The organism is Actinomycetota bacterium (assembly GCA_040905475.1).
In the GTDB taxonomy this organism is placed as follows: Bacteria; Actinomycetota; AC-67; order AC-67; family AC-67; genus DATFGK01.
Window position 1 is genome coordinate 13,950 of the sequence record JBBDRM010000067.1, and the last position, 11,980, is coordinate 25,929.

The 11,980-nt window shown below is 66.7% G+C and carries 9 protein-coding genes and 1 tRNA gene; 3 read left to right on the top strand and 7 right to left on the bottom strand.

Annotated features, from left to right (window positions below):
• The 5 genes from WEB06_06460 to larB all read right to left on the bottom strand — a co-directional run.
• Positions 1-1,329: hypothetical protein (locus tag WEB06_06460; GenBank protein MEX2555256.1), on the bottom strand; the 1,329-nt coding region annotated here is incomplete at its 3' end.
• Positions 1,330-1,745: 416 nt separating this feature from the next.
• Positions 1,746-5,459 carry a hypothetical protein gene (locus tag WEB06_06465; GenBank protein ID MEX2555257.1) on the bottom strand — a complete coding sequence of 1,238 codons (3,714 nt, stop codon included), beginning with the start codon at positions 5,457-5,459 and terminating at the stop codon, positions 1,746-1,748.
• 625 nt (positions 5,460-6,084) lie between these two features.
• The gene (locus tag WEB06_06470; GenBank protein MEX2555258.1) at positions 6,085-6,405 is read right to left on the bottom strand and encodes a GYD domain-containing protein; all 321 of its coding nucleotides are present in this window, start codon (positions 6,403-6,405) and stop codon (positions 6,085-6,087) included.
• 158 nt (positions 6,406-6,563) lie between these two features.
• The gene (larC, locus tag WEB06_06475; protein ID MEX2555259.1) at positions 6,564-7,754 is read right to left on the bottom strand and encodes a nickel pincer cofactor biosynthesis protein LarC; all 1,191 of its coding nucleotides are present in this window, start codon (positions 7,752-7,754) and stop codon (positions 6,564-6,566) included.
• Positions 7,755-7,761: 7 nt separating this feature from the next.
• A complete protein-coding gene (gene larB, locus WEB06_06480; GenBank protein ID MEX2555260.1) occupies positions 7,762-8,520 on the bottom strand; it encodes a nickel pincer cofactor biosynthesis protein LarB in 759 nt (252 codons plus the stop codon).
• A gap of 57 nt (positions 8,521-8,577) precedes the next feature.
• On the opposite strand from larB, the gene WEB06_06485 reads away from it, so the two are divergent.
• Genes WEB06_06485 through serS form a run of 3 tightly spaced genes read left to right on the top strand, consistent with a single transcriptional unit; the run spans position 8,578 to position 11,137 of the window.
• Positions 8,578-9,051: a DUF4446 family protein gene (locus WEB06_06485; GenBank protein MEX2555261.1), complete on the top strand. Its 474-nt coding sequence runs from the start codon at positions 8,578-8,580 to the stop codon at positions 9,049-9,051.
• Positions 9,048-9,884, top strand: coding sequence for a prephenate dehydratase (gene pheA / locus WEB06_06490; GenBank protein MEX2555262.1), 837 nt, complete (start codon positions 9,048-9,050; stop codon positions 9,882-9,884). The genes WEB06_06485 and pheA overlap by 4 nt, the downstream gene beginning before the upstream one ends.
• Entirely contained in the window at positions 9,881-11,137 is a 1,257-nt protein-coding gene (serS, locus tag WEB06_06495) for a serine--tRNA ligase (protein MEX2555263.1), read from the top strand. Before pheA ends, serS begins: the two co-directional genes overlap by 4 nt.
• A 3-nt stretch (positions 11,138-11,140) precedes the next feature.
• On the opposite strand, the gene WEB06_06500 is transcribed toward serS, so the two are convergent.
• Positions 11,141-11,629: a cupredoxin domain-containing protein gene (locus WEB06_06500; GenBank protein MEX2555264.1), complete on the bottom strand. Its 489-nt coding sequence runs from the start codon at positions 11,627-11,629 to the stop codon at positions 11,141-11,143.
• Positions 11,630-11,806: 177 nt separating this feature from the next.
• Positions 11,807-11,891 (bottom strand) — tRNA-Ser (locus WEB06_06505).
• Between the last annotated feature and the right edge of the window lie 89 nt (positions 11,892-11,980).

Here is an 11,980-nt window from a genome sequence, read left to right on the forward strand (position 1 = left end):
CCAGTCGCCGACGATGGGCGTGTCGGTGGAACGGCCGAACGCGAACGCCGTGACGTTGAGGTTCTCGTCCGTGAGATACCAGACGTTGCCGCGCACGACTCCGACCGAAGCCACTTGCACGCCGGGAACCTTGTTCCACCAGTAGTTGGCGCCGTCGGAAGCCAAGATGACGATCCCCGTCGCCGCGTTCGTCGCCTGCTTTGTCGCGGTGACGTCGTTGATCGGTTCGTCGTTCGGACCGCGCACGACGAACGTAGCCGAGGGATCGAAGGCCACCGGATCCATGGGAGAGGACTTGGAGACGATCCCGCGAGCGGCCTCCCCCTCGCCAACGGTCATGAAGACGTGGATCCGGCGAGCGGCCGCGTCGAGGTGCAGCGTGGTGATCGGCCGGGTATTCGCCTCGACCGCGGTCGCCACCGAGTGCTTCTGCCACGAGCCGGTAATGGACCGCACCAGGAGCCAGACCTGCGTCTCGTTCCCGCTCGGATCCTCGGTCTTGACCGAGGCGTAGACGCGGCCTTCGACGGTCTTGAGGTTGATGTGGTCGTCGGCGGCGCCGTCTCCACTCAAGGGGCTCTCCACCGTCCACTGTGAATCCGGCGTCCCGTCCCGGTGGATCGCGAAATAGTCTGCCTCAGCCTGCTGAGCCGAGAACATCACGCCGACGGCCGGGCCGGCCGCGTCCGTGAACGCGATCACGGCCGAGATGTCGTCGTCGCTCGCGTGCGTTGCCTGGGATACGGGAAGCACGAACTCCGAGGTCCAAGACGTGTCCGTCCCCTGGGAGCGACTGACGTAGATCGCACCGTTCTTCTCGTAGGTGATCCAGAGCGTCTTCGTGGAATCCCTCGCGATCGTCAGCGTCTCCTGGTTCGTCCCGGGGATCGGCACCGGAAAGCCGGCGTTCAGTGCGTAGGTCCCGTTCGCGTAGGTGAACCGGCGCAGCTGGTTGCCGGCCGCCTCGGCGCCGCCGCGAGAGGCGACGTAAAGCGTGTTCCCGTCCGACAGCACATCCTCTTTCGTCCACGACCGGGTATCGACCACGACATGGGTGTCGATCCACGAGTTCCCGCCGAGGCGCCAGATCGTCTTGGCACCCGACGATGGCGCGCTCACCATGACCGCCCACCACGAGCCCGCGTGGTGCCAGAGCTTCGACTCGGGTTTCTCTCCCGTGACCGAGCCGCCCGTGCTCTCGGCCCCGAACCCCGCGTACGAGGGCCCCTTGAACCCTACCTGTGTCGCCGCATGCGCCGGACTCCGGGCCGATGCCACAGCGAGCACCATCAGGAGCGTCGCCGAAACGGCAACTCCGCGTACCCTCATGAACCGGCGACCGCACTCCACCCGGCACGCTCCTTCCCCCTTCGGGTGCCACCCGCAGACTATCGACGATGGCGCGGCCGATGAACGGCCGGGTTGAGCAGTCTCGCTACGTCCTTTGTGGGACCGGCCGATCACGGAACGCGCGGGCCCGCCCGCCGGCGATGTCGTCGCCGAGATGGCCGAGACGCGAGCGAAGCAAGCCTTAGCGGAGCGCCTCCGCGCGGTGATGACCTCGCGAGCCAAACGTCAACTTCTCGACGGGGTGGCAGTGCGTGCCCGGCGTCGTCGTCACGGAGAAGATGATGTCGCGGCAGGATCTCCGTGCTTTATCGTGATCGGCGTCACCCGGGCGTCCTGAGCGCCGGCCGGCCGGGGATCACGGGGTTTGTGCTTCGCTCAACGCCCTTGATCATCCGCTACGGGCCGTCCCAGTCGCCGACGATCTGGATGTCCGTCGCACGGCCGAACGCGAAGCTGAAAGCGGCGGTCGGCGGCGCCTCGTCGGCCAAGTACCAGACGTTTTCCCTGACGACACCGATCTCGTCGTCGCCGTCCCCATCGAAGTCTCCGGTGATCGGCGTGTCGGTGGGCCGGCCGAACGCGAAGCTGAACGAGCTGGTCGGCGGCACGTCGTTCGCGAGGTACCAGACGTTGCCTCGGACGACGCCGATCTCGTCGCCGCCTGCGCCGTCCCAGTTGCCGACGATCGGCGTGTCGGTCGCTCGGCCGAACGCGAAGCTGCTCACGACGACCGGCGGCACATCCTCGGCGAGGTACCAGACGTTGCCGCGGACGACGCCGATCTCGTCGCCGCCTGCGCCGTCCCAGTTCCCGACGATCGGGATGTCGGTCGCTCGGCCGAACGCGAAGCTGCTCACGACGACCGGCGGCGCTTCGTCGGCCAGATACCAGACGTTGCCTCGGACGACCCCCGGTTCGTGATCGCCGTCGCCGTCCCAGTCGCCGACGATCGGCGTGTCGGTGGGCCGGCCGAACGCGAAGCTGGTGACGGCGCCGGGCGGCGCTTCATCGGCGAGATACCAGACGTTGCCTCGGACGACGCCGGGCGTCATCGCAGTCATCGGCTCGCGAACCGTGAAGCAACCGGTGCACACGGCAGGTGTCCCTCCGTCGAGGTTGGTCACGGTGACGTTCCGGGCTCCGACGGGAGCATCGGGCGCGAGAGTAACGTTCACGACGATCTTGGTCGCGTTGACGAACGTCGTCCCGTTGACCGTGATCCCCGTGCCCGAGAATCCAACAGTCGTAGTGCTCTGGAAGCCCGTTCCGATCACCGACACGTCGGCCTCGGTCGCGCCCAGCGCCAGAGAGTCCGGCACGACGTCGGTCACGTTGGGCTTGGCGGTCACCGTGAAGCATCCGGTGCAGGTCCCAGATTGCGCGTCCGTGTTGGTGACCGTCACATTGCGCGCGCCCGTCGGTGCGGTGCCGGAGATCGTGATGTTCACCGTGAGTTCGGTCGAATCGACGAACGTCGTGTCGTTGATGGTGATCCCGGTGCCGGAGAACGAAACGACCGCGCCCATCGCGAAGTTGAGGCCGGTGATCGTGACGTCCTCATCGACTGCGCCCTGACCGCGCGACGCCGGCGAAACGTCGCTCACGCTCGGAGCAGAGCCCGCGATCGTGAAGCATGCGACGCACGTGGCAGTACCTACGTCCGCGTTGATGAAGACGACGTCCCAGTCGCCCGGCGCGGCTGCCGTGATCTCGAACTCCGCCGACGCCTCGGTGGGATCGGTGACGACCACGGACGTTCCGACGATGTCCGACTGTCCCGTTCGTTCCAGGTGGATCGTCGCGCCCGACGCGAATCCGGTGCCGGTCAGCGTCAGCTCGACCGGTTCCGTGTTCGTCGCGGCGGACGGCGACACGTCGGTCACCGTCGGTCCCGTGTTGACCGTGAAGCACGCCACACAGGTGGCCGGCGTCCCCTCGTCGGGGTTGGTCACCGTGACGGTGCGCGCCCCCGTCGTTGCCGTGCTGGAGACGGTCACGTTGACGGTCAGCGTGGTCGGGCCGACGAACGTCACATCGTTGACGGTGATCCCCGTGCCGGAGAACGCAACGGTGGCGCCGTCCTGGAAGCCCGTTCCCGTGACCGTGAGATCGACATCCGTCGCGCCCTGTCCCAGGTCGTTCGGCGAAACGGAGGTCGCGGTCGGGGCTGCGTTGACGGTGAAGCAATCCTCGCAGACCGCGGGGGTCCCGGCGTCCGGGTTGGTGATCGTGACGTCACGAGCCCCGGGCGTCGCCGTCCCAGAGACGTTCACGTTGACCGTCAGTGTGGTCGCGTTCACGAACGTGACTTCGTCGACATCGATCCCGGTTCCGGAGAACGAGACCGTGGCGCCATCCTGGAAACCCGTGCCGGTAACCGTCAGATCCTGATCTGCGGCGCCCTGGCCGAGATTGTCCGGCGTCACGTCGGTCACGGTGGGGGCAGCGTTCACGGTGAAGCACGCCACGCAGGTCTTCTTGCCGCCATCGGGGTTGGTAACGGTGACGTCACGCAGGCCGGTGGCGGCCGCGCCGGAGATCGTGATGTTGGCGGTGAGTGTGGTGGCCCCGACGAAGGTCGTGCTGTTAACGGTGATGCCGGTGCCCGAGAACGTCACGGCCGCGCCGTCGACGAAGCCGGTTCCGGTGACGGTGATGTCCTCAGTGGTCGCGCCTTGGCCGAGCGAGCTCGGGTTCGTCCCGGTCACCGTCGGCCCCGTGTTGACGGTGAAGCAGCCCGCACAGGTGCCGATGCCGGCGTCGGGGTTGGTAACAGTGATGTCGCGAGCGCCGGTGGCGGCCGTGCCGGAGATCGTGATGTTGGCGGTCAGCGTGGTGGCCCCGACGAAGGTCGTGCTGTTGACGGTGATGCCGGTGCCCGAGAACGTCACTGCCGCACCGTTGACGAAGCCGGTCCCGGTGATGGTGATGCTCTGGGAGGTCGCACCTTGGCCGCGCGAGCTCGGGTTCGCCCCGCTCACGGTTGGGCCCGCGTTGACCGTGAAGCATCCCGTGCAGCTTCCGGTCTTCCCGTCCGTGTTTGTCACCGTGATGTCGCGAAGTCCCGTCGTCGCGTCACCCGCGATCGTGATATTCGCGGTGAGCTCGGTCGAGTCGACGAAGGTCGTGCTGTTGACGGTGATTCCAGTGCCGGAGAACGAAACGGATGCTCCCATCGCGAAATCGCTTCCGTTGATGGCGATATCCTGATCTGTGGCCCCCTGGCCGCGGGAGGCAGGGCTCGCGCTCGTGACTTCCGGATCAGACGCCGTGATCGTGAAACATCCCGCGCAGACGCTCGTTCCGGCATCCGCGTTGGTCACGTGGACGTCCCAGTCCTCGGGGGCGACGTCGGTGAGGTCGAACGTCGCAGTCATGGTGGTCGCGTCGACGACTTCGACGGCGGTGCCGGGGATGGCCGGCTGGCCGGCGAGCTCGAGCTGCACGGAGATCCCGCTGACGAAGCCGGTCCCCGTGAACGTCAGTTGCGCCGGTGCCGTGTTCGGTAGTTGGGCAGGAGCCACGCTCGTTACCACGGGAGACGCGTTCACCGTGAAGCAGCCGGTGCAGCTACCGGACTGCGCGTCGGTATTGGTGACGGTGACGTTCCTCGCGCCGACGCTGGCGGTCGGAGAAAGGGTGATGTTGGCGGTCACCTGGGTGGTATTGAGGAAGATGGTCGAGTTGACCGTGATCCCGGTTCCCGAGAACGACGCCTGCGCGCCTTGGGCGAAGTTGGTCCCGGTTATCGCGATGTTCTGCGAGGTCGCGCCTTGCCCGCGTGAGCTCGGAGACGTCGAGCCAACCGTCGGCGCCTGAGCGGTGACCGTGAAGCATGCGGAGCACACATCGGTGCTCGTGTCCGGGTTGGTTACCCGAACGTCCCAGGCGCCGGGCGCGGCGGCCGTCAGGTTGAACGTGGCCAGAATCTCCGCGCCGAGGGCGCCGACCGTGACCGACGTCCCCACGATGTCACTCTGTCCGTCCCGCTGAAGCAGTACGGACGCGCCCGACACGAAGCCGGTGCCGGTGAGGTCGAGCTCGCGCGGGCCGGTGTTCGCTGAGGATGAAGGCGACACCGAGATCACATCGGGCGCTGCAGACGCCACGCCAGCAAACGTCATCAAAAGGGCGGCGAGGCAAATGAGCGTAGCGCCGCGCCGAATAGGTGCCGTGCCCTTGGTCCTCATGAAGCTCCCCCTCGTATCAAGCTGTGGATCGCCGCCAGAGCGTCAACACTACTCAGCAGGTCCCAAAATGCGAGGCATTCTCCTTAGTTTTTACCTGAGCCGCATCCGAAAACCGTGGAGTCTGGAATGGTTTGCCACGGAACGTCCGTTCCCGCTCACCATGAGCGAGGCAAGGTAAAGGGAGCTATGCGGGGTTCGGCGATGACGAATGTCGCCGACCTGCAAGCCGGCCTCGGACAGGATCTGCTTGAGTGGCGGGCGTTGCTCGAGACCAAGTAGGCGACACGGAAAGGATCCGGCCCCTCCCGCGAGGTCGACCGCCCAGCAGGCCTCGAAGGCTACGCGACACGCCCGATCGAGGGGCGGCCAAAGGAAATCGAAGCCGTCGGCGGGAGTTGCCGTGTCGTCCCCGTGGATCCCCATTCTGTCAGGGGTACGTTCGACCCGGGTCGGCGTTACGCCTGCCGGGAGACAGGAATGCCGAGCGGGACTGATGCCGAGCGGGACGGGATGCTATACCGTCCCGCGACTTCTTAAGCCCGCTCTATTTGCCGGGCGGCCTGTAGGTGATCGACATCTTCGTCGCCTCGTCGATCTCTTCGGGTGTCATCAGGACCACTGTCTTCACCCTTGCAGCCCCCACCCCCGCGACCGCGAGACTGATCGCGGCGGCCGTGGTGTTGTCGGGGATGTCTACGATCACGTACGCGTCGTCCTCGCCGAACGAGAAGTGGAAGGACTCGATCGTCGCTCCGAGGTCGGCGGCCAACTTCTCGACCGCCTCCCGGCGCCCCGTGCCGCCCTCCTTCAGGACACCCTTCACACCCTCGGTCGAATACGAGACGCACCAGAGATACTTGGGCATGTGGAACCTCCCCACCGTCACCGTCCGGCCCAAACGGGGCGCCCTCCTGCCGGAGATCACTTCCCCGGTGCTTGCACCCAGCACCTTTCTAGTCCTCGGCGATAGGCGCGTCTATGGGACGGGCGAAACCCGACCGGATCGCGTTGTTTGTGTATCGCTCAGCGGCGATCGAGTGTCGTGCTCGCTGCGCTGTGGGCTTCGGAGAAGATCTGCTTGAGGGGCCGGCCCGTTTCACGCGCGAGCGATGCGCAGTCGGCGTACTCGGGCGCGATGCCCGTAACGCTACCCCCGGCCGAACGCGCGATCTTGACGCGCACGGTCCCCCCGTCGATCTCCACGGTGATGATCTCGCGCGGAAGCGTCCACTTCTCGACCGGGTTGCGGCGCATCCCCAGGGTCGTCGTTTCGGCGAAGATGACGTCCCGGCAGGCGATCTCGTCGCCCGGCCCGCAGAGCACATGCAGCGTCGCGGCCGGACGGCCGCGTTTCATCGTGATCGGGGTCACCCACGCGTCCTGCGCGCCGGACGCGAACAGGCGCTCGAGCACGTACTCGTAGAGCTCGGGGTTCATGTCGTCGATGTTCGCCTCGAGGACCACCGCCGGAACGGGGCCGAATACCGACTCATCAGCGACGGCTTCGCCGATCAGCAGGCGCAGCACGTTGGGGATGTCGAGCTCGCGGGTGCCGGCGCCGTAGCCCACGCGGGCGATCCGCATCGGGGGGATGTCGCCGAACGACTCGGCCGTCGTGGCCAGGATCGCGGCTCCGGTCGGCGTGACCAGCTCGTTCGGGATACCGCGGGAGTAGATCGGCACGTCCTTCAGCAGCTCGACCACGGCGGGGCCCGGGATCGGATACACGCCGTGCTCGGTACGCATCATCCCCATGCCCGTCGCGACGGCCGAAGCGTGCACCCGCTCCACGCCCAGGTACTCGAGACCCAGCGCGGCGCCGACGATGTCGATGATCGTGTCGACGGCGCCGAGCTCGTGGAAGCGCACGTGCGCGACGTCCTTGCCGTGAACGGTCGCCTCTGCCTCGGCGAGCCGCTGGAAGATCCTCAGCGCAAGTTGTTTCGCGCGTGCGGGGATGGGGGCCCCTTCGAGGAGCGCGCGGATGGACGTGTAGGTGCGGGCAACGCCGCTGTCCTCTGCGCGCACCCGCACCGCCGTCGCCGCGATGCCGAGTCGCTCGACGCGCACCGGCTCGAGCTCGAACGGATCGATCGGCAGCTTCTCGAGTGGGACGGCGATGGCCTCGAGCGGAACGCCGGCGTCGACCATCGCGCCCAGCACCATGTCGCCGGCGATGCCGGAGAAGCAATCGAAGAACGCGAGGGTCGTCACGTGCGACTCAGGCGCTCGCCCGGGCGCGGAGCATGCGCACCGCGAGCACGCCGGCGCCGAACCCGTTGTCGATGTTGACGACGGCCACGCCGGGCGCGCACGAGTTGAGCATCGCGAGGAGTGCGGCCAGCCCGCCGAAGGATGATCCGTACCCGATCGAGGTGGGAACCGCGATCACCGGGCAGGCCACCATGCCTCCGACGAGAGACGGCAGCGCGCCCTCCATGCCTGCTACGACGATGAGGACGTCGTAGGCACGGATCTGGTCCGATACCGACAGGATCCGGTGGAGCCCGGCGACGCCGACGTCTGCGATGCGATCGACTTTCGCGCCTGCGGCCTCGAGTGTGACGGACGCCTCTTCGGCGACCGGCAGATCGGACGTGCCCGCCGTGACCACGCCGACGCTTCCGATCGGCGCGCCCAGCTCGGAACGGAGTACCACGATCCGGCCTTGCTCCGAGTAGACGGCTTCGGGCGCGAGGTCGCGAACGGCGTCGTACGCCTCGCGGCCTGCGCGCGTGATCAGGAGGGGCCCGCCCGGCGAGGCGAGCAGGGTCCGGGTGATGCCGCGGAGCTGTTCGCGGGTCTTGCCGGGTGCGTAGACGACCTCCGGGAGCCCGGTTCGCAACTGGCGATGGGTGTCGACCTTCGCGTAGCTGAGGTCGGTGAACGGCAGACGTTCCAGGCGTTCGGCCGCCTCGTGCGGCGTGACCTGCCCGGCCGCCACCGCATCGAGGAGTGCGTCCAGCGAGGCTCGGTCCACGGCATCTCGACCTTAGCAGCCGATATACTCGCGTGTCGTTCCGACGACGAGGCAATAATGCCGCTCGATCCCGATACGCTCTCAATCGTCGCGTTGGCCGCTGCCGGCGTCGCCGTGCTCGCGCTGGCGTTCGCGCTGCGGGCGAACGGCCGCTTGCGTCGCGTCCGTCGCGTGCTCCGCGGTGTCCAGTCGAGTCGCGGCGAAACGCTGGACGACGCGGCCGACCTCGTCCGCGGTCTCGCGGACGTCGCGAAACGCGTGGACGACCTCGAAGTCGTCTCGGCCGTGTCGGTCCAACACGTCGGGCTCGTTCGCTTCGACGCGTTCGAGGACATGGGCGGCCATCTGTCGTTCGCGGCGGCGATGCTCGACGGCGAGGGGGACGGGTTCGTTTTCAGCTCGATAAACGGCCGTCAGGAGACGCGTATCTACGCCAAGCCGATCGAGCGTGGAGCTAGCCGCTACCACCTGTCGGGCGAGGAGCAAGAGGCGATCCGCCGTGCGCTCGCTCCGAGGTTCCGGTCCCAATGACGCGCCTCGCGTACCTCGGACCTCCCGGCACGTTCACGGAGGAGGCGCTCCTGTCGTGCCGAGAGGCGGAAGGAGCGGAACTGCTTCCGCTCTCGACCGTCCCCGACGTGATCGCCGCCGTCGAGTCGAAAGCCGTCGAGGGCGGGGTCGTCCCGATCGAGAACTCGATCGAGGGGTCGGTCAACATCACGCTGGACACCCTGGCGTTCGATGCCGTCGATGTGATCATCCAGCGCGAGATCGTGCTGCCGATCCGTCACGCGCTCCTCGCGAAGCCGGGCGTGAGCTTGGACGCGATCGCCGCGGTGGTGTCGCATCCGCACGCGACCGGTCAGTGCCGGAAGTTCTTGATCTCCAACGTCCCGAACGCCGAGATCCGCGCCGCGAACTCGACCGCCGAGGCGGCGCGCATCGTTGCCGACCGCGGTCCGATCGAGCCGTGGGCCGCGATCGGCACCGAGCTGGCGGCCAAGCTCTACGGACTCGTCGTCCTCGCACCAGACATCGAGGACCGCCGCGAGAACTCGACACGGTTCGTGCTCGTCGGCCGGGATCCCGTTCCGCCGACGGGAACCGACAAGACCAGCGTCGTGTGTTTCATCGCGAAGGACCGCCCCGGCGCGCTGCTGGCGATCCTGCATGAGTTCTCGGACCGAGGGATCAACCTCACGAAGCTCGAGTCGCGACCGACCAAGGAACGGCTCGGTGAGTATTGTTTCTTCATCGACATCGAGGGCCACGGCGACGAGGACGAGGTGAAGCACGCGCTCCAGTCGCTGCGGACCAAGATCCTCGACGTGAAGGTGATGGGCTCCTACCCTCGGGCCGGATGATCGATCTCCGCCTGGTTCGCGAGGATCCCGGGTACGTCAAGGCCGTGCTCGCCCGCCGCGGCATGGACCCGCGCATCGACGACCTGCTCGAGATCGACGCTCGTCGCCGCGACGCCCAGACCCGGCTCGACGCGTTACGCGCGAGGCAGAAGCAGGTAGGCAAGGAGGTTCCCCGGCTCGAGGGCGATGCCAAACAGAGGCTCCTCGACGAGCTCAAGGAACTCTCCGAGGAGATCAAGAACCTCCAAGCCGAGGAGGACGCCGCCTCCGTCGAGCTGACGAAGCTGCTCCTCGAGATCCCGAACCTGCCGCACGAGTCGGTGCCCGACGGAACCGGCGACGAAAGCAACATCGAGCTCCGCCTCTGGGGATTGCCGCCCGCGTTCGACTTCACGGTTCGCGATCATCTGGAGATCGGACAAACGCTCGACATCCTCGACACGGAGAGAGCATCGAAGGTCTCGGGCGCCCGGTTCGCCTACATCAAGGGGAAGGGCGCCCTACTCGAGCTCGCGCTGGTGCGATTCGTCGTCGACAAGCTCGGGCATCACGGATTCGCTCCGGTTATCCCGCCGGTGCTCGTGCGTCGCGAGGCGATGGAAGGGACGGGCTTCCTTCCGACCGACGAGCAGCAGATCTACAAGCTCGCCGACGATGACCTCTACCTCGTCGGCACCAGCGAGGTTTCGATCGCCGCCATGCATCAGGACGAGTTCATCGACGCCGAGGCGCTGCCGCTGCGATACGCCGGCATCTCGACCTGCTTCCGGCGCGAGGCCGGCGCGTACGGGAAGGACACGCGAGGTATCTTCCGCGTGCATCAGTTCGACAAGGTAGAGATGTTCTCGTTCTCCCATCCGGACGTCTCGTGGGACGAGCATGAGTTCCTCCTCGCGTGTCAGGAGGAGATCTTCCAGGCACTCGAGATCCCGTACCGTGTCGTGAACATCTGCGCGGGCGAGCTCGGCGCCTCGGCGGCGAAGAAGTACGACATCGAGGCCTGGTTGCCGGGACAGGCGGCGTACCGCGAAGTCACGTCGTGCTCGAACTGCACCGATTATCAGGCGCGCCGCCTGAAGACCCGGTTCCGCACGGAGTCGGGGCCGCAGTTGCTGCACACGTTGAACGGGACGGCCATCGCGGTTGGACGTGCGATCGTCGCGCTACTCGAGAATCACCAGCGGGCCGACGGAAGCGTCGAGATCCCACACGCGCTGCGGCACTACACCGGATTCGACCGGCTCGATCCCTGACGTTTAGTACGGGTCCTGCTCCGGCGGGGTCGAGATGGCGCTTGGGGCCGCACCGAAGAAGAACGCTCCGCGCATCCCGCCCGACCCGTGGAACCGGCAGAAGAACACGACGTCGGTCGTGCCGGTTGGCAGCGTGAGGTTGATCTCCTTCTTCTCACCCCGGGCGATGAGCTGATGGTCGATGTTCAGGGCCGTGATAGTGAAGGTGTGCGCGTTGGCCCCCTCCTGCTCGAGCTCGATGTTCAACGTTTGGCCCGGCCTGACCTTGATGAAGGTTGGCTTGAAGTAGTAGTCGTCGAGCTCGATCGAGAACTCACTAATCGCGGTCGCATCGATCGTGCCCTCGGTATTGATGGGATTGGCGGTGGGCTGCGGCGACGTACCGGGCGACTGAGTGGTGCCTCCGGCGCTCGGCGTAGAGTTGTCGCCGCCGCAAGCCACGGCCGCCAAAGTCAGGACGGTCACGAGGACGAGCAGCTTCGTCTTAGGCATGTACGTACCGCCTCCTTGGATGGTTCGATGTACCACCCCGACTACGGACCCTCCGGTGGGCCGGTTCGAATCCGGACAGAGCGAGCGGGAGGGCTGGGTTCCTGGAAAACGAAACGTCATGGTCGTTCAGCTGCCGCCCGACCCTCGGTTCCTTGGTGCTCTTGCGATTTCATCCGGCGGAGGGGGTGGGATTCGAACCCACGGGGGGTTGCCCCCCAGCAGTTTTCAAGACTGCCACCTTCGTCCGCTCGGTCACCCCTCCTTCGCGCTGAATCACGAGAAGGAATCTCCCGTCAGTGTTCCATGCTCTGCGCGAGTGCAGGCACTCCGGCAGGAGAAACTCCTCGCCTA

Excerpts from the sequence above, each read along its gene's own strand:
- WEB06_06500 (MEX2555264.1), bottom strand. The coding sequence starts at position 11,629 with ATGCCTAAGACGAAGCTGCTCGTCCTCGTGACCGTCCTGACTTTGGCG.
- serS (MEX2555263.1), top strand. The coding sequence starts at position 9,881 with ATGATCGATCTCCGCCTGGTTCGCGAGGATCCCGGGTACGTCAAGGCC.
- pheA (MEX2555262.1), top strand. The coding sequence starts at position 9,048 with ATGACGCGCCTCGCGTACCTCGGACCTCCCGGCACGTTCACGGAGGAG.
- WEB06_06470 (MEX2555258.1), bottom strand. The coding sequence starts at position 6,405 with ATGCCCAAGTATCTCTGGTGCGTCTCGTATTCGACCGAGGGTGTGAAG.
- WEB06_06485 (MEX2555261.1), top strand. The coding sequence starts at position 8,578 with ATGCCGCTCGATCCCGATACGCTCTCAATCGTCGCGTTGGCCGCTGCC.